The organism is Burkholderia sp. RS01 (genome assembly GCF_039748055.1).
GTDB lineage: Bacteria > Actinomycetota > Actinomycetes > Actinomycetales > Micrococcaceae > Arthrobacter.
The window spans coordinates 134633-158231 of record NZ_JBDLAK010000011.1 but is presented as its reverse complement, the minus strand read 5'-3'; the positions used below and the strand labels follow the sequence as shown (position 1 = coordinate 158231).

The following is a 23599-nucleotide window of genomic DNA, read 5'->3' as shown; positions in this document are numbered from 1 at the left end:
CCCATCCGACCCGGCCACCACGGCCCGGCCACCACGGCCCGGCACCACGTTCAGAGAGGAGCGCCGTGGCTACGACGCAACCAGCAGCAGTGGACCGCCCGGCCACCATCCACGACATCGCCGCGCTCTGCGGTGTGGCGGCCTCCACGGTTTCCCGGGCGCTTTCCACGCCGGACCGCGTCAATATCCGGACGCGCCAGCGGATCGAGGCGGCCGCGGCGCGGCTGCACTACATCCCCAACAGCCAGGCCAAGGCGCTGAGTTCCGGCCGCACAGGCGCGGTGGGAGTACTGGTCCCGGACATCACCAACCCCTTCTACTTCGACCTCATCCGGGGCACCCAGCTTCAGCTCAAGGCTGCCGGATACACCCAGCTGCTGGTGGACACGGAGGAATCGGACGAGGTGGAGGCCAGCACTATGGAACAGCTCCGCAAGAGTGCAGACGGAATCGTGGTGACCGCTTCCCGGCTCAGCGATGAAGCGCTGCTGGCGGCGGCGGCAAAGATGCCTATGGTCACCATCAACCGGGACGTCCCCGGCATCCCAGCGGTTCTCATTGACACGCCGTCCGCCACGAGCCAGGCCCTCGACCACCTCATCTCGCTGCGCCATACCCGGATTGCTTACGTCGCCGGACCGGCAACGTCCCAGTCCAGCACGCGGCGCTGGACCGCCCTATCCGAGGCGGCAGAGGAACGCGGCGTGGAAGTACGGAGGCTGGGGCCGTTCGCGCCCAAGACGCAGTCCGGCGCGGCCGCCGCGGACGCCGCCGTGCACAGCGGGGTGACGGCCTGCATCGCGTTCAACGACCTCATCGCCATCGGCATGCTCCAGCGCCTCCGCGAACGCGGCATCCGTGTTCCGGAGGACATGAGCATTGTGGGCTGCGACGACATCTTCGGTGCGGACTTCTGCAATCCGCCGTTGACCACCATGGCCTCCCCGATCGAACAGGCCGGCCGCGTGGCAGTCTCCATGCTGCTGGCGCAGCTGAACCCGCTGGCGGGTGGCGGCGCCCGCAGCCGGTCCGTGATGCCCACGCATCTGACGGTCCGCGGCTCCACTGGGCTCGCGCCTGCGCCAGGCCCGGCAGCGGCGTAACTCCGCCCCCGACGTGGGAAGTCCGTGCCCGGCTCGGTAGGACACAGTTGAGCATGCTTGACCCCGCTGACTAGGCTGGGTCACATGCGCGAACTCCAGGCCAAGATCATAGAAGAAATGGGCGTTCAGCCCCGGATCGATCCTGCAGAGGAGGTGCGCAAACGGGTTACTTTCCTGAAGGAGTACCTCAAGGCCACCCGCACCAAGGGCTTTGTCCTGGGCATTTCGGGGGGACTTGACTCTTCACTGGCGGGACGGCTGGCCCAGCTCGCGGTCGAGGAGCTCCAGGCCGAGGGCACGGATGCGAACTTCGTGGCGGTCCGTCTCCCCTACGGCGTCCAGCATGACGAGGACGACGCCCAGGCGGCTCTGGACTTCATCAAGGCAAAGACGGAGTGGACCTTCAACATTTCCGCTGCCGTGGACGGTTTCGAGGAGGAGTTCGAAAAAACCGTCGGCAACGGGATCTCCGACTTCCATAAGGGCAACACCAAAGCGCGCACGCGCATGATCGCCCAGTACGCCCTGGCCGGCGAGCACAACTACCTCGTCATCGGCACAGACCATGGCGCTGAATCCGTGACCGGGTTCTTTACCAAGTACGGCGACGGCGGGGCCGACATCCTGCCGCTTTTCGGTCTGGACAAGCGGCAGAACCGCGCCCTCCTGGAGCACCTCGGCGCTCCCGAGCGGATCTGGAAGAAGGTGCCCACGGCCGACCTCCTGGACGACAAGCCGGGCCGCACCGACGAGGACGAACTCGGCATCAGCTACGACCAGATCGACGACTATCTCGAAGGCCGCGACGTCCCCGAATCCGCCGCCGCCCTGATCGAGGAAAAGTACCTGCGGACCCGGCACAAGCGCACCGTCCCGGTCAGCATCTTCGACACCTGGTGGAAGCACGAGGGTCCGGAGGAGCCCAGGGTAGGTCTCTGACCCGGGTTGAACCACGACGCCGGGAGCTGCTTGGCCGCTTAGGGCAGCAGCACGATCTTGCCGCGGCCGTGGCCCGCCCTGCTGATCTCCAGGGCATCGGCGGCCTCAATGAGCGGCATCCGGTGGGAGATGGTGAAGGTGATCTGGCCGTCCGCAGCGAGGGTTGCCACTTCCTCGACGCGTCCCTCCTGTTGCCGGACCGCGGCGATTCCGGCTTCCGCCGAGAGCTTGCCGGGAACGGTTGTTACGGCGCGGCTGCGGCCCTGAAGCAGTTCGGCAGTCGCGGCAACGGCCTCCTCGTTGCCGATGGTGTCGAACACAGCAGTGACATCGCCTGTGGCGTCGCTGAGATCCCGCACCCTGTCTGCCAGTCCCGCCCCGTAGGTCACGGGCTCGGCACCCAGCTCGCGGAGGTATTCATGGTTGGACTCGGACGCCGTGCCGACCACCCGCGCCCCGAGTGCTACGGCGATCTGGACCGCCGCGGAGCCGACTCCTCCGGCCGCGGCATGGATGAGGACAGTGTCCCCGGGGCCCACTCCCAGCTGCTTGAGGGCAGAGTACGCGGTGCCGCCGGCCACGGGGATGCACGCCGCCTGTTCGAAGTCGACACCCGCAGGGATCGGAGTGAGCTGTTCCGCCGGGACCAGGGCTTCCGTGCGGTAGCCGCCGGTGAGGCCGTTCCAGATCACTTCATCGCCGACGGCAAACCCCTCGAAGGCGGGCCCCACAGCCGTGACCACGCCAGCGGCCTCACTGCCGGGCACCGCCGGAAGATCCAGCGGTGCCCATTGCTTCAGGTAGCCTGCCACGAGTTTCCAGTCGACGGGGTTGACGCTGACGGCCCGGAATTCCACGCGGACCTCGCCCTCGCCGGCCTCAGGCAGCTCCTCCGTTCCCACCTGGAGGACGTGGGGGCCGCCGTATTCGTCGAAGTAGACCCTGGTGCTCATGGCTCTGGCTCCTTTGCTGCTGTCCCGCACTGTAGTGCAAGGGTAGGCAGGGCATTGCAGGCATCACAAGGAGGCATCTGGGAGTCCCCTCAGCGCCGGACTTCCACCTCTCCAACCATGCCCATGTAGTCATGCAGGGCGCAAAGGTAGTCGAACTCGCCCACCTTGTTGAAGGTCACGGTGAATTTGTCCCCGGGCTCCATCAGGCCGGAGCTGAGGTCCCCGCCCTTGAAGTTCTTGGGATTGCCCACCGGCGCGAACACATTGGCCGGCTCATGCCCGAACGTCACGGTGTGCGGCGCTCCCATACCGGTGTTCACGAAGGTCACCGTGTCGCCGAGGTGGACGACTATATCGTGGTGGACGAACCGCATTAGCATGGCGGTTTCGTTGTCCGTTCCGGCGATTACCTTGTGGTTGCTGGCCTGCTTGCGGGCTGCCTCCCACTGCATCTTGCCGTCCCGCACGATCTTCCGTTCCTCTTTCTTGGTCTGGCGGTCGTATTGCGACTGCGTGAACGGGTAATCCGTTCCGGCGGCCCGGACATGCACCGTACCTTTCATCACCATGCCGTGAACGACGCAGTAGTAGGTGAATGTGCCGGTGTGCGTGAACTTCAGGGTGTAATGCTCCACCTCTTTGAAGCCGGTATTGGAGACATTGGCCATGATTCCGGAGTTGTAGTACGAGTGGCCGTCATACGTCGTGCCGCCCTGCCGATTCAGTTGCTGCGGGTCAAAGGGGTTGAACGGCTTGAGCGGCTGGCCTTTCGCGAGAAACGTCACGGTGTGGATTTCCGCGGAGTTTGCCTCCCACTTGATCTTGTCCCCGGCGTTGACATAGATGTTCGACGGAAGGAAGGCCATGCCCTGGATGGCTTGGTCTGAGGACTCTGAGCCGACTTGGACAGTCCAGGTCCTCGGCGAGTTCTCGTCGTCGGCAATGGCAGCGCTGCTGAGTGAGAGTGGCAGGAGCAGGGTCGCCAGGGAGGCGAGGAGAATGCGCAGCAGGTGCGGTCTTTGGTGGTTTTTTGGTTTGAGAGTCATTACGACCCATTCCTTTTTCGCTGGGCGTTGGCAGCCGCGGTGCGGCCGGGAGAGCCCGAGCCGCAGATTGCGGCGTCGGACCGATGCCAGAGCGGCGCGGATCCATCGGGACCCTTCTGCTTTCCCATGTCGCCCAGCCCACGGAAGGGAAGAGGCCTCGGAACCGGACCCGCCGCCGAACGGGCGACAACACGGGACTTTCCGGTTCTCGAAGGAATAAGTTGTGGTTCTGCTGAGCCGTCAGAGCCCTGATTCGTGACCGACGGCATGCGCTCGAAGCCTGTCGGTCAGAGACTACAGATACAGTTCCCATCGTGCTCCGCGTCGATGAAATTGTCGAGATGCCGAGGGTGGTCAGCTGGCGCTGGGCGTGCGGAGCAGGGCTGAGATCCGGTGGGCCTCTTCGAGGAGGAGCCGGCCCAGGAACTCCTGCCGGTCTCCGCGGAAACGCGGCTCGATCCCCGTCAGGGACAGTGCCCAGGCCGGGCGGTTGGCCTGGTCGAACACGGCCGCGCCCATTCCCCAGCTGCCTTCCAGTACCAGGCCGGGGTTCACCGAATAGCCCAGCTGGCGGGTTTGCTGCAGGTTTGCCCGCACGACTGACTCCGGATGCCCTTCTGCAAATTTTCCGGCGTGGGCGGCCCACTCCGACAGGACCTGCTCCTGTTCGCTGTCCGGCAGAAAGGCCAGGATGGCTGTGCCTGCCGACGCCACGCCCAGCGGAAATCTGACGCCTTCATGCAGCACGAACGAGCGTATGGGGAAGCTGCCTTCCTCGCGCAGCAGGCAGACGGTCTCGGCGCCCCTGCGAACAGAGAAAAAAGCGCTCTCGCCTGTTTCCTCGGCGAGCCGCCTCAGGCTGGGCCTGGCAATGTCCTCCAGGGGGAACCGGGTGGATGCGACCGATCCCATCAGCAGTATCTCCGGGCCCAGGACCCAATGGCCGGTCCGGGCATCGTGGTCCAGGAGTCCTTCCGCAGCCAAAGAGGTGAGGAGGCGGTGAACCGTCGGCCGGGTGAGGCCGGATTCGCGCACCAGTTCCATCAGGGAGCTTCCTTCGGGCCTGCGGCCCGCGATGCGTAACAGTCCGGCAACGCGGCTGACCACCTGGGCTCCCTGAACGGGTGTCGGGTTCATCATTCTCCTCTAGTATCCATAATGTGGACACGCGTAAGACTACCGTCCACACTGTAATAAGCGCCAGGTATGTGGGCAATATTGGCCTTGACAGTGCATCTCGGCCGCCCGTACGCTCAACATCCAAAGCCTGAGTCCACAAAGTGGAACGGGCGGCGAGCATGTCTCGAGAGGGTTCGCCGCCAGACAATCCGACGCCCGACGATCCAACCCAGCTCAATGAGGAGATGCGATGTCCAAACTTAGATCCGCAGCGGTCGAGGCCCTGCGGGATGTGCTCCGGGACGGCATGACGCTCGCCGTCGGCGGCTTTGGCCTGAGCGGCATCCCGGCGGACCTGATCCTGGCCGTGCGGGATTCCGGCGTCCGCGACCTGACCGTGGTGTCCAATAACATGGGCGTGGACGGCAAGGGCCTCGGTGTCCTGATCGAGGCCGGCCAGGTCCGCAAGGTCATCGCGTCCTACGTGGGTGAGAACAAGCTGTTCGCCGAGCAGTACCTGGCCGGGCTCCTCGAAGTGGAGTTCACCCCGCAGGGCACCCTGGCCGAGCGGCTGCGCGCCGGCGGCGCCGGCATCCCGGCGTTCTACACCAAAACCGGCGTAGGCACCCTGGTTGCCGAAGGCAAACCGCTGACCGAGTTCGACGGCGAAATGTACGTCCAGGAGCGCGCCATCCGCGCCGACGTCGCACTGGTCCACGCGCACACCGCCGACACGGACGGCAACCTGATCTACCGCTACACCGCACGGAACTTCAACCCCGTGGTGGCGACCGCGGGGGCCGTGACGATCGCCGAGGCCGAGGTGATCGTGAAGCCCGGCGCCCTGGACCCCAACCACATCGTCACGCCCGGCGTGTACGTCCAGCGCCTGGTGCAGGCCAGCGGCCGTGTCAAGGACATCGAACAGCGCACCGTCCGCCCGCGCGTCGAGCCCGCCTCCGCCGCGGTGCCTGCCTGACCTGGCGCGAACGAACACTTAAGCCCCCTGAAACTTTGAAAACCCAAGGAGAACCCCATGGCCTGGACCAGGGATGAAATGGCCGCCATCGCAGCCGAGGAACTCAATGACGGCGACTACGTCAACCTGGGCATCGGCATTCCGACGCTCGTGGCCAACAACCTGCCCGCCGGCGTCCGCGTGGTCCTGCAAAGCGAGAACGGGCTGCTTGGCATGGGCCCATTCCCCTACGAGGGTGACGAGGACGCCGACCTCATCAACGCCGGAAAGCAGACCGTCACCGTCCTGCCCGGCGGCAGCATCTTCGACTCGGCCACGTCCTTCGGCATGATCCGCGGCGGCCACGTCAAGGTCGCCATCCTGGGCGCCATGCAGGTCTCCGATGGCGGCGACCTCGCCAACTGGACCATCCCCGGCAAGATGGTCAAGGGCATGGGCGGCGCCATGGACCTCGTCGCCGGCACCCCGCGCGTCGTGGTCCTCACCGAGCACAACGCCAAGGACGGCACCGCCAAGATCGTCCGGGAATGCACCCTGCCGCTCACCGGCCTCAGCGTGGTGGACCGGATCATCAGCGACCTCGCGGTCTTCGACCTGGAAAAGACGGACGACGGCCACCGGCACCTCACGCTGACCCGGCTTGCCCCGGGCGTCACCGTCGAAGAGATCCGGGAGAAAACCGAGGCGGGTTTCACGGTTGCCCTGGAGCGGCTGGCTGAACCGGCCCAGCTTTGACGGGACCTGCCGGCTGAGACGGGCGCACGGCGGCGGTGGGCGGTCCAAAAACGGGCCAGTTCAGCCGCTGCCCCGTCAGCCCCGGGCCCGGATGAGCCCTACAATCTCGGAAAAGCCCAGCCGCTCCGCGTTCTCCAAGGCTGTACGGCCCTGCGGATCCCGGATGCTGGGGTCGGCTCCGGCGGCAAGAAGCTGCCGGACCACTTCCTGCTGGTTCGGCCCGCCATTGTTCAGCAGGATGGCTTCCTGCATGGCGGTCCAGCCGAGATTGTTGACGTGGTTGACGGGCACACCCGCGGCGATGAGGATCCGCACGGTCTCCACATGGCCGTGCTCGGAAGCGGGAATCAGCGCGGTTCCGCCGAAACGGTTGGTGCTGGCAACGTCCGCGCCGTTGGCCAGGGTCAGCCGCAGGACATCGTTGAAGCCTTCAGCCCCTGCGTACAGGAATGCCGAATCCTGAAGCACATCCTTGGCGTTCACGTTCCCGCCGTCCTGGATCAGCTTCGTGACGAGGGCGACGTCATCGGCTTTGGCTGCCAGGATCAGTTGCTGGTCCAGCTTCATTTGGGCCTCCTGGGACAGGGCCGGTCGGGACTGGGCCGGCCGGGACTGGGCCGCGCCAGGCTGTGTCGGGCCAGTCGCTGCTGCAGGGCGGCTAGTGGCCGGTACCGCGGCCGTGGCTGACGACGACGGCGGAGCAGCGCCGCTGTTGCCGGACGCACTCCCCGAGGGCGTTCCTCCAGTCGACGGGGATCCGGGCCCGCACCCCGCCAGAAGCGCCGCCAGGCACGCCAGCGCCAGCATCGTGGGCTGAGCGGCTGAACGCCGGCCCCCGGACCCGCACGGGCCCCCGGACCTGCACGTTCTCCCGGATCTGCCCGTGCCGCTGGATATGCGCGCTGCCATGAGCCGGAGCCTACTTCGCGGTTCCGGCAATCGCCTCGGCGCCGGCCACTGCGCAGGCCTCGTCAAGCTTGCCGTCGGGAGCGCCGCCCACCCCGATCCCGGCCACGAATGCGCCGTTCACCTTGAGCGGGACGCCGCCCGGCAGGTACAGGGTTCCCGGAAGATCGGCGATGCTGGGTCCGTTGCCGGTGATGCGCTTGGCCAGCTCACTCGTGGGAGCACCAAGGGCGGCAGCGGTGTAGGCCTTCTGTTTGGCTGACTCGATGGTGTGCTCGGCTGCGTTGTCCCCGCGCAGGATGGCCTGCACCGTGCCGAACCGGTCCACAAGGGCTACGGTCACGAACGGCAGCTTGTCCGCCTGGCACTTGGCCAGCGCGGCACCGACGGCCTTCGCCGAGGCCCCCACGCTGATCCTGCTCTGGGACACGACATTGTCGGGTACAGGCTGGACGTCCGCCGCCGGCACAGCTGCCGGAGCAGGCACCGCAGCCGGCGCTGCTGCCGGGGCAGCCGCCATCGGGGCCGTGCCCGCATTGGCCACCGCAGTGGCGCCGGCGGTCAGCAGCACCGCCCCGGCTGCTGCGGCGGCAAGAATCTTCTGGGACTTCTTCACAGTGGTTCTCCTTGGCTAAGCCTGAAATTTGAACGGCCTGAACGGCTACATTCCATCGTGCCGCCCGGCGCAACAGGACACATCGGGCCTTCAGGTGAACCGGCGTCGTACTTCGGGCCGGCCGGATCAGCCAAAAGGCTGAGAGACCAGCAACGGCGCGGGCAATAGCATGGTGGTTAGGACTTCAACCACCGGAACCGGATCCCCTCATGCCTCCCTCAGCCCCAGCCGCATCCCCGGAAATATTGCCCGCCCGGCCGCCCGCAACGCAGGGCAGCGGACGGCTGGGCCGCATTGACGCCGCCGTCCACGTGGGATTCGCAGTGCTGATGGTGGCGTCCGTGGTGCGCTACGTGATGCGGCACAGCCCGCATGACAACCTCCTGGTCCTGGGCCTCGCGGCCGCAGCCTGTGCCCTCTACGCCGTCATCGCCGTCCTGGCCCAGCGCCGGCGGCCCTGGGCCGTCTGGATGTTCGTCCTGGTGGCGGCCTGGGCACTGCTGGTGATTTCCGCCCCCAGCTTCGCCTGGTGCTCGTTCGCCCTCTTCTTCCTCTGCCGCACGGCGTTCACGGGCGCGGTGGCCTACATTGCGGCAGGCGCGACGGCGGCAGCCACCGCCGTCGGGCTGTTCAGGCTCAGCGACGCCACCGACGTCGCCATGCTACTGGGCCCGCTTGCCGTCGGCGTCCTCCTGACGCTGATCTACGACCGCATAGAGCACGACGCCGCCGAGCAGCGCCGCCTGCACGCCGAGGTGTCGCTCGCCCAGGGACAGCTGGCAGCCAGTGAACGCCGTGCCGGCACCATCGCCGAGCGCGAGCGCGTTTCCCGCGAAATCCATGACACCGTGACGCAGGGCCTGGCCAGCAGCCTGCTCCTCCTCGAAGCGGCCAACCGCGCCTGGCCGGGACCCGGCTCCCGGCAGGACCTTCGCCAGGCCAGCGAACTGCTCCGGCGCAACCTGTCCGATACCCGCAGCCTGGTCCATGAACTGGCGTCCCCCGGGCTCGATGCCTCTCCGCTGCCGGACGCGTTGCGGCAGGCCGCGTCCCAATACGTGCCCGATGCCAGGCTGATGGTCACGGGTGAACCGCGGCCCGTCCCCGCCGAGGTCCGGCACGCGCTCCTCCGGGTGGTGCAGAGCGCCGCGGCCAACATCAAACTCCACGCCGCCGCGGCGCACACCACTGTTACCCTCGGCTTCCTCCCGGACGCCGTCACCCTGGACATTTACGACGACGGCGCCGGCTTCGATCCGGCGGCGGCAGCACCGCCGTCGGACGCCGGAGGGTACGGGCTGCGGGCCATGCGGCAACGCGTGGAGCAGCTGGGCGGCGCCTTCTCCGTGGAAAGCACGCCGGGTGAAGGAACGATTGTGGCCGCCCAACTGCCGGTGAGGGGAGAGGAATGAGCGCCATTACCGTGCTCCTGGTGGACGATCATCTCGTAGTCCGCAGCGGGCTCAAGGCCCTGCTCGGGACCCAGCCGGACATTGAGGTGGTGGCCGAGGCTTCCTCCGGCGAGGAGGCGCTGACCGCTGTGGAGGAGCACTCGCCCGCCGTCGTGGTGATGGACCTGGCCATGAGCCCCGGCATGGACGGGATCGAGGCCATCCGGAAGCTCCGCGAGCGCAACCGCAGGCAGGCCGTGCTGGTCTTCACGACCTACGATTCCGACGCCGACATCGTCCGGGCCGTGGACGCCGGCGCCATGGGCTACCTGCTCAAGGACGCCGCCCCGGAGGAGATCTTCGCCGCCGTCCGCGGGGCTGTGCAGGGCAAGAGCGTGATGAGCGCACCCGTGGCCTCCCGGCTGTTCCAGCAGCTGCGCAACCCGGACGAGGTGCTGACCCCGCGGGAGGCCGAGCTGCTGAGCCTCCTGACCGAGGGGCTCAGCAACCGGGAGCTCGGCCAGCGGCTGTTCATCTCCGAGGCGACGGTCAAGACCCACCTCGCCCACATCTACGCCAAGCTCGGGGTGGAGACCCGTGCCGCCGCCATTGCCACAGCCATCCGCCGCGAGGGGATGCGCTGACGCGGTGCTGCCCCGCTGAACCCGCCCGGCCCGGCGCTAGACTCGTTGCAGCCCGAACCGGCCCCCGACCCGAATCAGTAACAGGAGCAGCCATGCGCGCCACCATCATCCACGGCCCCGGAGACATCAGGGTGGAAGACCGCGACTACCCCGTCGTCCAGCTGCCCACCGACGTGGTGGTCAAGGTGACGGCGTCCTGTGTCTGCGGCTCGGACCTGTGGCCATACCGCGGCGTGAAGCCGACGCACAAGCCTGCGGCCATCGGCCACGAGTTCATCGGCGTTGTGGAGAGCACCGGGGCTGCCGTAACCGCGCTCAAGGAGGGCGACCTCGTGATTGCCCCGTTCGTGGTCAGCTGCGGCACGTGCCCGCAGTGCCTGAACGGCGTCACCGTCGCCTGCGACCACCTCGCCGGCTGGGGCGGCAAGGACGACTCAGGGTTCAAGATCGACGGCGGCCAGGGCGAGGCGGTGCGGGTCCCGCTGGCAGAATCCACCCTGGTCAAGGTTTCCGATGTACGTGAACCCGATGCCGCCCTGCGGAACAGCCTCCTGACATTGTCGGACGTCATGGCCACCGGCCATCACGCCGCCCTCAGCGCCGGAGTCTCCGCCGGCCGGACCGTTGTTGTCGTTGGCGACGGCGCCGTGGGGCTCTGCGGCGTCCTGGCGGCGAAGCGGCTCGGAGCCGAGCGGATCATTGCGATGTCTCGCCATGCCGACCGGCAGGCCATCGCCCGCGAGTTCGGCGCAACGGACATCGTGGAGGAACGCGGGGACGACGGCGTCGCGAAAGTCCGCGAGCTGCTCGGCGGCGTGCTGGCCGACTCCGTGCTTGAGTGCGTGGGCACCAAGGAGTCCATGGAACAGGCCCTGCATTCCGTCCGCCCCGGCGGCGCCCTGGGGTTCGTGGGAGTCCCGACCGGCGGCGCGGAGATCCCGCTGCGCTACCTGTTCGACAACAACATCACGGTGGGCGGCGGCATGGCTCCGGCCCGGACGTACATCCCGGAACTGCTGGCGGATGTCCTCGCCGGAACCATCAACCCGGGACGCGTGTTCGACGTCGAAATGCCGCTCGAGGAGGCGGCCGAGGCGTACAAGGCCATGGACGAACGCCGAGCCATCAAGGTGCTGCTGACGCCGTAGGCCGGGTGCGGGTGCCGCGCCCTACTCCTGCGTGGCCGCGGCTATTGCGCTGCCCCGGCACCGGGTCTACGGTGATCCGCATCAGCTTCCACCGCCGCCATCGAGGAGCCGTCATGGCCAGGTTTGTGCAGATCATCGAATTCCAGACCTCCCGGATCGAAGAGATCGAAGAGCTGGGCCGGCCGTCAAGAACCGACGGAACCACGGCCCCGACGTTTCGACGCATCATCGCAGCAGCGGACCGCGACCGGCCCGGGATGTACTTCACCATCGTGGAATTCGACTCCTATGAGTCAGCAATGGAGAACTCCAACCGGCCGGAAACGTCGGACTTCGCCGCCAAGATGGCAGCCCTGTGTGACGGACCACCTGTCTTCCGCAATCTCGACGTGCAGTGGGAGGACACCGGTCAGGAGTCGGACCCCGCCACATAGACGGGCAACAAAGAGCGGACCTGGCCCAGAAACGAGGCACAGGACATGGGCCTTCCGGAGCGCGGCGCGCCTGACCCGCTCGTGCTGCAACTCGGCCAGCTGGGCTCGCAGCCCCTGCAGCTCGTGGGCGGGAAAGCCCTGAATCTCGGGCGGCTCGCCGACGCCGGCTTCCCGGTGCCCGCCGGGTTCTGCCTGACCACGGCCGCCTACCGGATGGCGGTTCCTCCCGAGCTGGCCGCGCTGGCGGCCCGCCTGGACGATCTGGCGGCCGGAACAGCACGCACCGGCGAGGCGCCGGCCGCCGGCAGTTCCGGCCATGAGGACACGCAGCGCGGGACCGCACAGGCGGAGACCGCACAGCGGGACGATGCACAGCGGGACACCACACAGCACGGGATGGCGCAGCGTGCCAGGGAGCTCGTGGGCACGGCACCCGTCCCCCCCGAGGTGGAGGCAGCCGTCCGGACGGCCTACGCGGCGATGAGCGAGCCGCCGCCCGCCGGCAACGCGCCGCCCGCCAGCATCGAACCCGCGGTGGCGGTGCGGTCCTCCGCCACCGCCGAGGACCTGCCCTTCGCGAGCTTCGCCGGACAGCAGGATTCCTTCCTCAACATCGTCGGCGCCGACGCCGTGATCCAGGCGGTTCGGCGCTGCTGGGCCTCACTCTGGACGGACCGGGCGGTGGCGTACCGTTCGGCCAATGGGATCCGCCATGGCGACGTCGGCCTCGCCGTCGTCGTTCAGCATGTTGTGGACGCCGCCGCCGCCGGCGTGCTGTTCAGCGCAAACCCGGTCACGGGGACGCGCGGCGAGACGGTCATCGATGCGAGCGCCGGCCCCGGGGCGGCGGTGGTGTCCGGAGCGGTGGCTCCGGACCATTTCGTGGTGGAGACGGCCACGGGAAAGATCCGGCAGTCCAGCCCGCGACGCAACGAGTCCGGACCAGGCGACCGAGCCAGCCCAAGCCTGACCGAAGCGCAGGTCCGTGAACTCACCTCGTTGGGCCTATCAGCCCAGGAGCTTTTCGGGGAACCGCAGGACGTGGAGTGGGTCCTCGACGCCGAGGGCACAATCTGGCTGACCCAGTCACGGCCGATCACCACCCTGTACCCCCTGCCTGATCCATCGTCGGCCAAGCCTTTCGGGCTGGAATCGGCGCCGGACGCTGAAACCCGCGTGTATCTCTGCGGCACTCTGCTGCAGGGGCTGACGCGTCCCCTCACGCCAATGGGGCTCTCGATGATGGGAATGATGGGAAACCGCAGGTCGCCCTGGACGTATGTTAGTCCCGGACTGAGGATGTACGCGGACCTGACGCCTTTGATCCGCACCGCGTCCGGCCGCCGGATGCTGCTGAAGTGGGTTCCCCTCGCGGACGGGAGATCGGCTGCTGTCCTGCCCGCGCTCCTCGACGACCCGAGATTCGGCCTCACCAACGCCCCGCCCCGGCGGTCCAGAACTAGGGCAGCGGAATGGGTCCGCGGGGACGGCACGGCGGGCTTGGCCACGATCGTATGGCTGGTCCCCGCCCTGATCCGCGCCGTCCTCCGGCCAAAGGCTGAGCTGCGCCGGGCTTTTCGCTACGGAAAGCGACTCGAGGCGGACCTCGCCCTGCCCCAGCCCGCAACAGCGTTCAGGAGGCTTGACCACGCCCAGCACGCCCCGGCCCGCATGGTTGATGACCTGATCCGAGCTACGCTGCCGGCACCCGCCGCCGGGTACGCCATGCTGGGCCTGGCCCGCTGGCTCCTGCGCGGAGTGGCCGAACCCCGCGAGCTGGAGGCAGTCCTGCGAGGGCTCCCCCACAATGTGACCACCGAAATGGACCTTGAACTGTGGAGCCTGGCTGTTTCCGTCCGCGACGACGCCCCCTCGCGGGAGGCTTTCCTGCGCGGGCGTCCCGACGAACTGGCCGTCAGCTACGCCGCCGGGGAGCTGCCGCACGTGGCCCAGACGGGCCTGCACCGCTTCCTGGATCGGTACGGCCATCGAGCCGTGGCCGAAATCGACCTGGGCATGCCGCGGTGGTCCGAGAAGCCGGACCACCTTCTCGGAATGATCTCCAACTACCTGAGGGTGGAGGATCCTGAGCTGGCGCCGGACCGGCAGTTCGACCGGGCGGCCGACCATGCCGAAGCCAGGATCAGCAGTCTCGTGGCACGGGCCGGGGCGGTGAGCCCGTTGCGGGGCCGCCTCGTGGCTTTCTGCCTGCACCGGACGCGGCAGCTCGCCGGCCTGCGCGAACTGCCCAAGTTTTACGTGGTGACCGTGTTTGGCGAAGTCCACCGGCAACTCGCTTCCATCGGCGCCGAGCTGGCCAAGGCAGGCACCATAGCGGCTGCAGACGACGTCTTCTTCCTGACCTTCGATGAGGTCCGCGTGGGGCTTCGCGGCGGCGAGCTGAAGGAAATGGTCGCGGATCGCCGTCGCATCTACGATGCGGAACTTCGGCGGAGGCGGATACCGCGGCTCCTGCTCTCCGACGGCACAGACGTAGAAGCCGCCATCGCGAGCGCCGCTGGCGCCCCGGGCGCACTCGTTGGGACACCTGCGTCGGCCGGGACGGCCGAGGGCAGGGTCAGGGTGATTATGGACCCCGTAGGCGCGCACCTGGAACCAGGGGAAATCCTGGTGTCGCCGTCCACCGATCCGGGCTGGACACCGCTTTTCCTAACTGCCGGCGCCCTGGTAATGGAGATGGGCGGTGTCATTTCGCACGGCGCCGTGGTGGCCCGCGAATACGGCATCCCCGCCGTGGTTGGGGTGCCGGACGCCACCACGCGGTTGCGCACCGGCCAGACCGTCGTCGTGGACGGAGCCGCCGGGACCATCACCGAAGTTGCGACCGAACCCGACGGCGGGACCCTGCCGTAGTCCGGTTCCTGCAGCGAAAAAGCGCTCGCCCTCCGCCGTCCGGCTGACCCTTTGGACAGAATCTCCCGTTACAGGAGGGACAGTTGATGACGGTAGCTATTGCACGCCCAGCGTACGCCCCCTAGGTTTGAGACAGCGGAAGACAGTCTCCGCATCTGCCTGCCGTCGGAGCAGGACCAGAAAAGGGTTACAAAGGAAGTAGTAGTAATGGCAACAGGCACAGTTAAATGGTTCAACGCCGAAAAGGGTTTTGGCTTCATCGCTCCGGATGACGGATCAGCAGATGTTTTCGCTCACTACTCGGCAATTGCCAGCAGCGGCTACCGCTCCCTGGATGAAAACCAGAAGGTCGAATTCGATGTGACCCAGGGTCCCAAGGGCCCGCAGGCAGAGAACATTCGCCCGCTGTAACGGCTTGAGAGCTCCCCTGTCCGTGCTGATCTCAGCACTGACAGGGGAGTTTTTTGCTCTCCCCGGCCTGGTTGCGCTGCTTTCCGGCGCAGTTCTGCACCTGTTTCCGCAGTTCCAAGTCCCGGGCCGCCCGTCATTCCTGGCTTGCGTGCCCGGCCGGCGGGACAAAGTGGTGCAGAACTGCCGGGTTCCGGCCGGCCAATGTGACAGCCAGTGCCCAAGGTTCTCGGTATAGTGCCCGCTATGGATGACAAAGCGATTCTGCACCGCTACCTGAAGACGCGGCGGGCCCAACTGCTCGCGAAGCTCGACGGGCTGGGCGAATACGACGTCCGCCGTCCCATGACTCCCACCGGCACCAACCTCCTGGGCCTCGTAAAGCACGTTGCCAGCGTGGAGCTGGGCTACTTCGGCGAGGTGTTCGGACGGCCGAGCGAGCGGGACGTCCCGTGGCTTGACGACGACGCCGAGCCTGATGCGGATATGTGGGCGACGCCCGCTGAAACCCGCGCGGACATCATCGCCCTGCACCAATTCTCGGCGGACCACAGCGATGCCACCATCGAGGCCCTCGCGCTCGACGCCCCCGGCGTGGTGCCATGGTGGCCGGAAGAGCGAAAGCACGTGACCCTGCAGCAGATCCTGGTCCATATGGGTTCGGAGACGGCCCAGCACCTCGGGCACGCGGACATCCTCCGCGAACTCATCGACGGCGCCGCAGGGCAGGGCCCGAGCGACCCCAACCTCCCGATGCGGAGCGATGCGGAGAAGACCGCACACTTCGACCGGCTGGAAGCCGCCGCCCGGCAAGCTGCGGCCGGCGGACCGATCGCCTGACCAGGCGCGGTTCGGCCCGCTTCCCTTCCTCACCCGTGGAATGGCCTTCAAGGTTTTCACAACGTCCTCCGGCGAAGCTTGGTGCACCGAAATCAGCGTGACAAGCGTTGGGAGGGGCGTTGTCAGGGTGCTCGCCAGGCTGGCCACTGTGGCGCTTTGGATGTCCCGGCGGCGGCCGGTTCCGGAGCCGTGAACCTCATTTCGTGCATGGACCGTGCCGATGAACGGCGGCCACGGCAGGCATCGTGGGACCCCTGACCGCCGGACACCGATACCGGGACGCCCGCACAGGCCGCCTGGCGGCCGAGTTCTTCCCCGCCCTTTCAGCGCTCTTGCAGCGGCCCTGGCTGCCTCCCTGGCCGCCGCGGCGGTGATCTATGCATCCGCCCTCTCGCCTCCCGTTGGCGCGGCGGGCACACCGCCCGGGATGACGCCGTCGTCGGCCGCCACCCCTGCAAATCCGGCCGTCGCCCGGCCAGTGCCGCCCAGCCGGTCAATAGCCGCAAGTCCCGCACCAACACGTGCGGCGACGGCTGCCGCGAAGCAAGCCACTGCAAAGCCAACTCCCGCAATGAGTGCCACCACCCGTGCCACAGCATCGCCGGTTCCCGCCGCGGCCGTCATCCCGGCCACCCGGGTGTCGGCCATCGGCCCGGCCCTTGAGGCGCAGATCAGCGGCATCATCAGCGCAAACGCCCCCAGCCAGGTAGGGGTCGCCCTGATCGACATGGCGGACGGCATCGTCCACCAGTACGGTGTCCGGGAGAAGTTCGTGGCGGCGAGTACGGGCAAGGTTCTGGCAGCGGCCGCCTACTACCACCTGGCCGAATCGGGGCTCCTCTCGCTGGCGGCGCCCATGGGCGGTGCCGCGGCCGAAATCCAGCTCCGCCGGATGATCCAGCAAAGTGACAACCAGTCCTGGTCACTGATCCTTGGCGCCATCGGCCACCAGGGGATCCAGGACTACGCGGCATCGATCGGCATCACCTACGACCGCATGACGAACACCCTCAGCGCGGCAGAGACGGCGCAGCTATTGGCGCTGCTGTTCAGCGGCCGGCTGCTCGGCGATGCCAATACTGCCCAGCTGCTCTCCTATATGCAGTACACGAATTACGAGTGGCTGATCCCGGCCGCCCTTCCGGACGGAATCAACGTTTTCCACAAGTACGGCCTGCTCGGCGGCAACCTGCATGATGCGGCCATCCTGGTCCAGGGCACGCGGGCCTACGTGCTTGTGGTGTACACCTTGGGGCAGGACCCTGCAGGCATGCCCGGCGGCACCGGGATCATCCATCAGGTCACGCAGACGGTTGCGGCCGCACTGTTCTAGGCGGCGGATGCTGCCTTAGCCCGCATTTCTGCACCGCTTTGCCGCCACGACCCCGCGACCTGTCCGGGTCAGCCCGCGGAATTCCAACCCTCGTGCACCGGTCCCGGCAGGAAAATGGTGCAAAACTGCCCCGCCGCACCGCGCCAAGGAGCCGTGGCGCCCCCAGCCAGCACGGCGGCTCTATACGAAGGCCGATTTCCCCGTCACGGCCCGGGCCACGATCAGCGAGTTGATCTCGTAGCTGCCCTCGTAGGTGTAAAGGATCTCGGCGTCACCGAACAGCTTGCCCATCTCGAAGTCGCTGCTGATGCCGTTGCCGCCCAGCAGGGAACGTCCCATGGCCACGGAGGCGCGCGCGAGCCTGGTGGTGGTGGCCTTGGCCATGGCGGCCTGCGCCATTTCCAGCTTGCCGTCCTCCTGTATCCGGGCCAGCTGAACCATCAGTGCCAGCGAGGCGGACGCATTGCCCAGGATCTCGGAAAGCTGCTGCTGGACCAGCTGGAAGCGGGCCAGTTCCCTGCCGAACTGTTTGCGCTGCAGCGAATAGGAACGGGCGACGTCGAACGCGGCCAGCTGGATCCCGGCACCTTGCCAGCCCACCCAGGCACGCGAATCCCGCAGGAGCTCGTTGGCTTTGGAGAAATCGGTGGCGCCGGGGAGCAGGTTTGCCTCCGGGATCCGGACGTCATCGAGCACGATGTCCGCGTTCTGCATGATCCGCAGCCCGATCTTGTTGGCGATCTTCGTTGCAACATAGCCCGGGCGGTCCGTCTCCACGATGAAGCCTTTGATCTGCTGATCGGCCACATCGCGGGCCCACACCAGGGCAAAGTCCGCAATGGTGCCGGCCCCGATCCACCGCTTGGCGCCGTTGATCACCCATTCGCCGTTCTCGAGCCGGGCGGTGGTGGCCAGGCCGCCGGCGATGTCGGAACCGTGGTCCGGCTCCGTGAGCGCAAAGGCACCCAGCTGGGTGAAGGCAGTCAGGCCGGGCAACCACCGGCGCTTTTGTTCCTCGGAGCCAAGCTCGTTGATCATGCCCACGATGAGTTCGTTGTGGATGCCCACCAGCGCCGACAGCGACACGTCGGCCCGGGCCACTTCCACGTACATGAGGCCCTTGAAGAGCTTGGAGGTGCCGTCCGTCTGCAGCCCGCCGAGCCCGCGCTTGCCCATCTCGGCCAGCAGCCCGAAGGGGAACTCCTCGCGGTTCCAGTAGTCGATGGACTGGGCACGTACCCGGGACTGCAGGAACTCCCTCGTGTCGAGGTAGCGCTGCCGCTCCCCGGCAGGCAGCAGGTCCGCGATGTACATGAGGTCCGCGTCCGGAAAAGGCGGCGCGGCTGCGTCGGTACCGGCGGCCGCCGTTTCGGTTGATTGTCCGCTGTCACGTCTTTGTGGCTGCACGGGCATAGATCCCTTCGCTCTTCCAAACCCTTGGATGTCCTAGTATATTGCACAGTGATGTGGATCACTAGGACGTGGATTCCAAAGGCGAAAGGTGCCCCATGACAGTCACCGACGACTTCCGTGCCGCACGCGACCACCTGCTCGCCCTGCGCCATGACTACAGCCAGGCGAGGAGCACCTTCGAGTGGCCGCGGCTGGAGGAGTTCAACTTCGCGCTCGACTGGTTCGACGCCATTGCGGCTGATCCGGCCACGGGGAGCAACCCGGCGCTGGTGATCGTCGAGCAGGACGGCTCGGCGACGCGCCGCAGTTTCGCCGAGTTATCGGCGCGCTCGAACCAGGTGGCCAACTGGCTCCGCGGCCAGGGTGTGAAACGAGGCGACCGCATGATCATCATGCTGGGCAACCAGGTGGAGCTGTGGGAACTCATGCTGGCCGGCATCAAGCTAGGCATCGTACTCATCCCCACCACCACGCTCATGGGCCCGGCCGACCTGAAGGACCGCGTGGAGCGCGGCGAAGCGGGCTGGGCCGCCGTCGGCAGCGCCAACATCGCCAAATTCGCCGCGGTTCCCGGCGATTACAAGCTCATTGAAATCGGCGACGCCGGGCCCTCCGCAGCGGACGCGGCCCCGGATGCCTTCCGGTACACGGAGTCCGCGGCGGCCCCGGCGGAGTTCACTCCGGACGCCCCGACCAAGGCCGACGAGACGCTGCTCCTGTATTTCACCTCCGGGACCACATCCAAGGCCAAGCTCGTGGAGCACACGCACACGTCCTATCCCGTGGGCCACCTGTCCACGATGTATTGGATCGGCCTGGAGCCCGGCGACGTCCACCTCAACGTGGCATCCCCGGGCTGGGCCAAGCACGCCTGGTCCAACGTGTTCACGCCGTGGATCGCGGAGGCCTGCGTGTTCATCTACAACTACGACCGCTTCGACGCCCGCGCCCTGATGGAGCAGATGGACCGCGAGAAGGTCACCAGTTTCTGCGCCCCGCCAACGGTCTGGCGGATGCTCATCCAGGCTGACCTCACGCTCCTCCAGAACCCGCCCACGAAGGTGGTGTCCGCGGGCGAGCCGCTCAACGCCGAGGTGATCGGGCAGGTCCAGCGCGCCTGGGGCCAGACGATCCGAGACGGCTTCGGGCAGACCGAGACCACGGTGCAGGTGGCCAACACGCCCGGACAGCCGGTGAAGATCGGCGCCATGGGCCAGCCCCTCCCGGGGTATGACGTGGTGCTGGTTGACCCTGCCACCGGGGAGGAATCCGACGACGGCGAACTCTGCTTGCGCCTGGAGCCGCGGCCCGTGGGCCTGATGAAGTCCTACTACGGGGATCCGGAGAAGACGGCGGACGCCTTCCGTGGCGGCTACTACCACACGGGCGACATGGCCAGCCGGGACGAGCGCGGCATCATCACCTACGTGGGCCGCGACGACGACGTCTTCAAGTCCTCCGACTACCGGCTGTCCCCGTTCGAGCTTGAGAGTGTCCTGATTGAGCATCCAGCCGTGGCGGAGGCCGCCGTGGTCCCGTCCCCTGACCCGCTCAAGCTCTCCGTGCCCAAGGCGTTCGTGGTCCTCGCTGCCGGCCATGAGCCCGGGCCGGAGCTGGCCGAGGAGATCCTGCGCTACTGCCGCGAGCACCTGGCACCGTTCAAGCGCATCCGGCGGATCGAATTCGCCGAGCTGCCGAAGACCATTTCCGGCAAGATCCGGCGCGTTGAACTGCGGCACAGCGAGGAGCTCCGGCACGGCCCGGCGGAGTCCGGCGCCGCGGCCCCCGGCCCCGCCCACGCGGCCTCCGACGCGGCCTCCGGCGCGGCCGGAGCGTCCGGGAGTGCGGTTCAGGCCAGCCTCGGGAGGGAATATTCGGAAGCGGATTTCCCGGGCCTGAAAAGCCAGGGCTGAGCCATGAACTCGCCGCTGCCCCGCGATCCCATTGCCGATGCGCAGCGCAACTGGGAGCGCCACGGCTGGGGGGACGTCGCCGCGCCGATGGCCGCCATCACGGCGATCATGCGCACCCAGCAGATTCTCCTGGCCCGGATCGAGGGCGCCCTGAAACCCTTCGGCCTGACGTTTGCACGCTACGAACTTCTGGCGCTGCTCAGCTTCGCCCGGAGCGGCGCGCTGCCCATGAACAAGGCGAGCGCCCTGCTTCAGGTCCACCCCACCTCGGTGACCAACGCCGTCGACCGCCTCGAAAAGGCCGGGCTGGTGGCCCGTTCGCCACACCCCACGGACGGTCGCACCACGCTGATCGAGCTCACCGCCGAGGGGCGCACCCTTGCGAAAAGCGCGACGGCGGTGCTCAACACCGAAGTGTTCAGCCAGTCCGGCTTCGCAGACCGTGATGTTGACCAGCTAATCCGCATCCTCGGTGACTTCCGCCGGGGAGCCGGTGACTTCTCCGAATGACCTCTCTGGACTAGCGCCCCGCAAACGGGCTAGCGGCCGGGAACGGAGTCTCTCCCCGGCTGGAGTTCGGAGGGGCGGTGCAGCTCGTCGATGAACGTGCGGAGCAGTGCGTGCTGCTGCGGATTATTCGCCAACTGCACGAGGTCGGCGGCGGTGCTGGCCACTTTGATGTTGGTTTGCTGGCTGTAGGTGGCAAGCAGTTGGAACGCGGCGTCGGAGCGGATGCGCAGGGCCCCCATCAGGATTCCCTTCGCCTGTTCTATGGTGCTCCGCGTGCCGATGGCTCCCGCCACGGCTTCCCGGGACGCGCGCTCTGTCTCCCAGTGCATGGTGCTGGTGAGGTCGATGATGAACCCGTCAACAACCCGCAGGGTCCCGGCCTCCACCAGCGCCTCCCCCGCCGTCAGGACCCGGTGCTCGCGCAGGCGGGCGTCGATGAGGCGGTGGTAACTGCAGAAGTACCCTCCCGAGGCGCAGGCAGACGCAAAGATGTCCTGGCAGCGGTCCCTGTCCTCCGGGTGTTTGTGGGAGAGGAGCAGATCGAGCGTTGGAACGATCTCCCCGCGGCTGTATCCGTGAAGGGCGTAGAGCTCATCCGACCAGTCCAGCCGCTGCGTGGCAGCATCGTAGCGGAACGTGCCGGCGGCACACTCTGCCTCCCCGAGCGCACTCGAGTAGGTCCGGACCGTCTTCGGCATGTTCATCGGGGCAACTTCGGCGCCCTCTGCCAGCTCATCCCCGGGCACCGGCGGGATACCGAACGAAAGACGTCGCCAGCGAAAGGGGAGGAACGGAATCCTTGCAGGAAGGCCGCAATTCGGGCCGGACGGGCTGGACCCGCCGGACAGCTCCGCCCATCACCGCTGCCGGGCGATGTGCGGCCCGGCGTTCCGCGGGCGCTTCGGGCAACTCCCGCACGTGGCCCATGCCGGCGTATTCGCGAACGGCAGCGATACCTTCCACCGCGGCTGCCTTGCTCGGAAACGCCCGGGAAACTGCCATCACGGTCCCGTCCGGTGCAGTGAGCTGAAATCTGAAAGAAGCGTCTGAGTCGATGAAAAGTTCGAACATGCCAGCCATAAAGTCCTCCTGGATCCAAGGATCACCCAGTCCTCCCGCGACGCCATCGTCACAGGGGACAGTTGAAGTTCTCCGCACCGTAACCCCGCAGATGTCCCGGGGTTCGAATTGATGAATTTATGAAATTGTGAACTAGCCGAGGCGCTCTTGGCAAGCCTTGTCCGCGCCGAAGACGGGGCGGCGAGCAGCCCGGCCGCGGGGCGTGCCGACATGTTGCAGAGCACGGATTGGGTGATATCTCGAGACAGACCGTTCTGTCTCTATACTTGGAACCAGAAGACATTTATCGGCGCCGGAACCAGGAATTCAGCGGAAGGAATCCCATGACGGATGACATGCCAGAGGGTGTGATCCAGACGGAGGTGAAGGCTGAGCTGTTCAAATCCATGGGTCATCCCGCGCGAATCCTGATTCTGGAGATGATGGCTGACGGTCCGGTTGCAGTTAGCCGCCTGCGGGACGGGACGGGCCTTGAGGCATCGAACCTGTCCCAGCACCTGGGCATTCTCCGCCGCCAGCGCCTGGTCGTCCCGTCGCGGAAGGACGGCCGCCTCTTCTACGAACTCTCCTGCTCGGACGTGAGCGAGGTTCTCGACGCAGCGCGGGGCCTCCTTGGCACAGTCCTCCAGACCAGCGGAAATCCTCCGGCTGGCGGCTTCCAGACCGGCAATTTGCCGTCAGTGGCCCGGCGTGCCACCGCCGGCACCAGCAGCCGACGAGCGGCGGCTCTCTAGCCGCTGCGTGCCACCGCTAAGGCCAGCGCACTAGCCAGCGCCCGGGAACGGCGCCGGGGCGGAGCCTCGGAGGGACCGTGTCAGCGCGTCAGACCGGATTTGCCACGGCCGCCGTCGCTGGCGACCCGAAGAGCCACGCCGCGACGTCGCTCCGCAGGACCAGGTGCGGGCTTCCGGTCCCGCTGACGCTTCCCGCCGGCACGTAGTAACCCCGCCCGGATCCCGGCCCGCCCGCAGCGCGATCAAGCGCCTCAACGATCCGGCGGGTGAGGTGGCCGTGGGGCCCCGCAGCGTGGATTTCCTCGAGTTCATCCGCGGTAAGCCGTCCCAGTACAGCAGCAATATTGTCCACGATCGTTTCCCTTCCCGCACAGTTGCCGGTTCGGCCGGTCACCGGATCCGCCCAGTTGCTTGAAGTGCAAGGCTAGAGCACCGCGCTTAACGGCAGGTGAAATCCCGACGGCCAACAGCCTGCGGAAAC

24 protein-coding genes are annotated in these 23599 nt (G+C 67.2%); 16 read left to right on the top strand and 8 right to left on the bottom strand.

Annotated elements, in window-relative coordinates:
• Positions 1–65: 65 nt before the first annotated feature.
• Positions 66–1103 (top strand): LacI family DNA-binding transcriptional regulator, encoded by a 1038-nt coding sequence (locus tag ABFP37_RS12405; protein WP_260680894.1) that lies wholly within the window; start codon positions 66–68, stop codon positions 1101–1103.
• Positions 1104–1187: 84 nt separating this feature from the next.
• Positions 1188–2042 carry an ammonia-dependent NAD(+) synthetase gene (nadE, locus tag ABFP37_RS12400; protein ID WP_078029190.1) on the top strand — a complete coding sequence of 285 codons (855 nt, stop codon included), beginning with the start codon at positions 1188–1190 and terminating at the stop codon, positions 2040–2042.
• Between the two features lie 38 nt (positions 2043–2080).
• Here the strand turns inward: nadE and ABFP37_RS12395 are convergent, their stop codons facing one another.
• The 3 genes from ABFP37_RS12395 to ABFP37_RS12385 all read right to left on the bottom strand — a co-directional run bounded on the left by ABFP37_RS12395 (position 2081) and on the right by ABFP37_RS12385 (position 5181).
• Positions 2081–2995, bottom strand: coding sequence for an NADP-dependent oxidoreductase (locus ABFP37_RS12395; RefSeq protein WP_347033744.1), 915 nt, complete (start codon positions 2993–2995; stop codon positions 2081–2083).
• Positions 2996–3084: 89 nt separating this feature from the next.
• Positions 3085–4041, bottom strand: a complete 957-nt coding sequence (locus ABFP37_RS12390) for a plastocyanin/azurin family copper-binding protein (protein WP_347033743.1) — start codon at positions 4039–4041, stop codon at positions 3085–3087.
• A 354-nt stretch (positions 4042–4395) separates the two neighbouring features.
• Entirely contained in the window at positions 4396–5181 is a 786-nt protein-coding gene (locus tag ABFP37_RS12385; protein WP_347033742.1) for an IclR family transcriptional regulator, read from the bottom strand.
• Positions 5182–5410: 229 nt separating this feature from the next.
• On the opposite strand from ABFP37_RS12385, the gene ABFP37_RS12380 reads away from it, so the two are divergent.
• Both ABFP37_RS12380 and ABFP37_RS12375 read left to right on the top strand, forming a co-directional pair.
• Complete coding sequence (locus tag ABFP37_RS12380; protein ID WP_347033741.1) at positions 5411–6139, top strand: CoA transferase subunit A; 729 nt, start codon at positions 5411–5413, stop codon at positions 6137–6139.
• Between the two features lie 57 nt (positions 6140–6196).
• Entirely contained in the window at positions 6197–6874 is a 678-nt protein-coding gene (locus tag ABFP37_RS12375; RefSeq protein ID WP_347033740.1) for a CoA transferase subunit B, read from the top strand.
• A gap of 75 nt (positions 6875–6949) precedes the next feature.
• Here ABFP37_RS12375 and ABFP37_RS12370 read toward each other — a convergent pair whose 3' ends face one another.
• The gene (locus ABFP37_RS12370; RefSeq protein WP_347033739.1) at positions 6950–7441 is read right to left on the bottom strand and encodes an ankyrin repeat domain-containing protein; all 492 of its coding nucleotides are present in this window, start codon (positions 7439–7441) and stop codon (positions 6950–6952) included.
• A gap of 94 nt (positions 7442–7535) precedes the next feature.
• Here ABFP37_RS12370 and ABFP37_RS12365 point away from each other — a divergent pair, with 94 nt between their 5' ends.
• A complete protein-coding gene (locus tag ABFP37_RS12365) occupies positions 7536–7691 on the top strand; it encodes a hypothetical protein (RefSeq protein WP_347033738.1) in 156 nt (51 codons plus the stop codon).
• Positions 7692–7793: 102 nt separating this feature from the next.
• Here ABFP37_RS12365 and ABFP37_RS12360 read toward each other — a convergent pair whose 3' ends face one another.
• Positions 7794–8396 (bottom strand): heme-binding protein, encoded by a 603-nt coding sequence (locus tag ABFP37_RS12360; RefSeq protein ID WP_347033737.1) that lies wholly within the window; start codon positions 8394–8396, stop codon positions 7794–7796.
• Positions 8397–8605: 209 nt separating this feature from the next.
• Between ABFP37_RS12360 and ABFP37_RS12355 the strand changes: the two genes are divergently transcribed.
• From ABFP37_RS12355 to ABFP37_RS12320, 8 genes are all read left to right on the top strand, one after another.
• The gene (locus ABFP37_RS12355; protein ID WP_347033736.1) at positions 8606–9808 is read left to right on the top strand and encodes a histidine kinase; all 1203 of its coding nucleotides are present in this window, start codon (positions 8606–8608) and stop codon (positions 9806–9808) included.
• On the top strand, positions 9805–10431 hold the full coding sequence (locus ABFP37_RS12350; RefSeq protein WP_078029182.1) for a response regulator transcription factor: 627 nt from the start codon (positions 9805–9807) through the stop codon (positions 10429–10431). The genes ABFP37_RS12355 and ABFP37_RS12350 overlap by 4 nt, the downstream gene beginning before the upstream one ends.
• Before the next feature lie 92 nt (positions 10432–10523).
• On the top strand, positions 10524–11579 hold the full coding sequence (locus ABFP37_RS12345; protein WP_347033735.1) for a zinc-dependent alcohol dehydrogenase family protein: 1056 nt from the start codon (positions 10524–10526) through the stop codon (positions 11577–11579).
• A gap of 113 nt (positions 11580–11692) precedes the next feature.
• The gene (locus ABFP37_RS12340; protein WP_347033734.1) at positions 11693–12013 is read left to right on the top strand and encodes a hypothetical protein; all 321 of its coding nucleotides are present in this window, start codon (positions 11693–11695) and stop codon (positions 12011–12013) included.
• 45 nt (positions 12014–12058) lie between these two features.
• Positions 12059–14887 (top strand): PEP/pyruvate-binding domain-containing protein, encoded by a 2829-nt coding sequence (locus ABFP37_RS12335; RefSeq protein ID WP_347033733.1) that lies wholly within the window; start codon positions 12059–12061, stop codon positions 14885–14887.
• A 207-nt stretch (positions 14888–15094) separates the two neighbouring features.
• On the top strand, positions 15095–15298 hold the full coding sequence (locus tag ABFP37_RS12330) for a cold-shock protein (RefSeq protein ID WP_013599688.1): 204 nt from the start codon (positions 15095–15097) through the stop codon (positions 15296–15298).
• A 243-nt stretch (positions 15299–15541) separates the two neighbouring features.
• The gene (locus tag ABFP37_RS12325) at positions 15542–16135 is read left to right on the top strand and encodes a DinB family protein (protein ID WP_347033732.1); all 594 of its coding nucleotides are present in this window, start codon (positions 15542–15544) and stop codon (positions 16133–16135) included.
• A 571-nt stretch (positions 16136–16706) separates the two neighbouring features.
• Entirely contained in the window at positions 16707–17468 is a 762-nt protein-coding gene (locus tag ABFP37_RS12320) for a serine hydrolase (RefSeq protein WP_139362878.1), read from the top strand.
• 180 nt (positions 17469–17648) lie between these two features.
• Here ABFP37_RS12320 and ABFP37_RS12315 read toward each other — a convergent pair whose 3' ends face one another.
• Positions 17649–18875 carry an acyl-CoA dehydrogenase family protein gene (locus ABFP37_RS12315; protein ID WP_347033731.1) on the bottom strand — a complete coding sequence of 409 codons (1227 nt, stop codon included), beginning with the start codon at positions 18873–18875 and terminating at the stop codon, positions 17649–17651.
• A 101-nt stretch (positions 18876–18976) separates the two neighbouring features.
• On the opposite strand from ABFP37_RS12315, the gene ABFP37_RS12310 reads away from it, so the two are divergent.
• The gene (locus ABFP37_RS12310) at positions 18977–20794 is read left to right on the top strand and encodes an AMP-binding protein (protein WP_347033730.1); all 1818 of its coding nucleotides are present in this window, start codon (positions 18977–18979) and stop codon (positions 20792–20794) included.
• Between the two features lie 3 nt (positions 20795–20797).
• A complete protein-coding gene (locus ABFP37_RS12305) occupies positions 20798–21304 on the top strand; it encodes a MarR family transcriptional regulator (protein WP_078029174.1) in 507 nt (168 codons plus the stop codon).
• Between the two features lie 29 nt (positions 21305–21333).
• Here the strand turns inward: ABFP37_RS12305 and ABFP37_RS12300 are convergent, their stop codons facing one another.
• A complete protein-coding gene (locus ABFP37_RS12300) occupies positions 21334–22008 on the bottom strand; it encodes a PAS and ANTAR domain-containing protein (protein ID WP_078029264.1) in 675 nt (224 codons plus the stop codon).
• A gap of 699 nt (positions 22009–22707) precedes the next feature.
• Here ABFP37_RS12300 and ABFP37_RS12295 point away from each other — a divergent pair.
• Positions 22708–23118 carry a metalloregulator ArsR/SmtB family transcription factor gene (locus tag ABFP37_RS12295; protein WP_347033729.1) on the top strand — a complete coding sequence of 137 codons (411 nt, stop codon included), beginning with the start codon at positions 22708–22710 and terminating at the stop codon, positions 23116–23118.
• An 88-nt stretch (positions 23119–23206) separates the two neighbouring features.
• Here ABFP37_RS12295 and ABFP37_RS12290 read toward each other — a convergent pair whose 3' ends face one another.
• Positions 23207–23470, bottom strand: a complete 264-nt coding sequence (locus ABFP37_RS12290) for a hypothetical protein (protein ID WP_078029263.1) — start codon at positions 23468–23470, stop codon at positions 23207–23209.
• Positions 23471–23599 lie beyond the last annotated feature (129 nt).

Excerpts from the sequence above, each read along its gene's own strand:
- ABFP37_RS12305 (WP_078029174.1), top strand. The coding sequence starts at position 20,798 with ATGAACTCGCCGCTGCCCCGCGATCCCATTGCCGATGCGCAGCGCAAC.
- ABFP37_RS12330 (WP_013599688.1), top strand. The coding sequence starts at position 15,095 with ATGGCAACAGGCACAGTTAAATGGTTCAACGCCGAAAAGGGTTTTGGC.
- ABFP37_RS12325 (WP_347033732.1), top strand. The coding sequence starts at position 15,542 with ATGGATGACAAAGCGATTCTGCACCGCTACCTGAAGACGCGGCGGGCC.
- ABFP37_RS12370 (WP_347033739.1), bottom strand. The coding sequence starts at position 7,441 with ATGAAGCTGGACCAGCAACTGATCCTGGCAGCCAAAGCCGATGACGTC.
- ABFP37_RS12320 (WP_139362878.1), top strand. The coding sequence starts at position 16,707 with ATGAGTGCCACCACCCGTGCCACAGCATCGCCGGTTCCCGCCGCGGCC.
- ABFP37_RS12300 (WP_078029264.1), bottom strand. The coding sequence starts at position 22,008 with ATGAACATGCCGAAGACGGTCCGGACCTACTCGAGTGCGCTCGGGGAG.
- ABFP37_RS12340 (WP_347033734.1), top strand. The coding sequence starts at position 11,693 with ATGGCCAGGTTTGTGCAGATCATCGAATTCCAGACCTCCCGGATCGAA.
- nadE (WP_078029190.1), top strand. The coding sequence starts at position 1,188 with ATGCGCGAACTCCAGGCCAAGATCATAGAAGAAATGGGCGTTCAGCCC.
- ABFP37_RS12355 (WP_347033736.1), top strand. The coding sequence starts at position 8,606 with ATGCCTCCCTCAGCCCCAGCCGCATCCCCGGAAATATTGCCCGCCCGG.
- ABFP37_RS12295 (WP_347033729.1), top strand. The coding sequence starts at position 22,708 with ATGACGGATGACATGCCAGAGGGTGTGATCCAGACGGAGGTGAAGGCT.
- ABFP37_RS12310 (WP_347033730.1), top strand. The coding sequence starts at position 18,977 with ATGACAGTCACCGACGACTTCCGTGCCGCACGCGACCACCTGCTCGCC.
- ABFP37_RS12350 (WP_078029182.1), top strand. The coding sequence starts at position 9,805 with ATGAGCGCCATTACCGTGCTCCTGGTGGACGATCATCTCGTAGTCCGC.
- ABFP37_RS12385 (WP_347033742.1), bottom strand. The coding sequence starts at position 5,181 with ATGATGAACCCGACACCCGTTCAGGGAGCCCAGGTGGTCAGCCGCGTT.
- ABFP37_RS12380 (WP_347033741.1), top strand. The coding sequence starts at position 5,411 with ATGTCCAAACTTAGATCCGCAGCGGTCGAGGCCCTGCGGGATGTGCTC.
- ABFP37_RS12335 (WP_347033733.1), top strand. The coding sequence starts at position 12,059 with ATGGGCCTTCCGGAGCGCGGCGCGCCTGACCCGCTCGTGCTGCAACTC.
- ABFP37_RS12390 (WP_347033743.1), bottom strand. The coding sequence starts at position 4,041 with ATGACTCTCAAACCAAAAAACCACCAAAGACCGCACCTGCTGCGCATT.
- ABFP37_RS12345 (WP_347033735.1), top strand. The coding sequence starts at position 10,524 with ATGCGCGCCACCATCATCCACGGCCCCGGAGACATCAGGGTGGAAGAC.
- ABFP37_RS12395 (WP_347033744.1), bottom strand. The coding sequence starts at position 2,995 with ATGAGCACCAGGGTCTACTTCGACGAATACGGCGGCCCCCACGTCCTC.
- ABFP37_RS12375 (WP_347033740.1), top strand. The coding sequence starts at position 6,197 with ATGGCCTGGACCAGGGATGAAATGGCCGCCATCGCAGCCGAGGAACTC.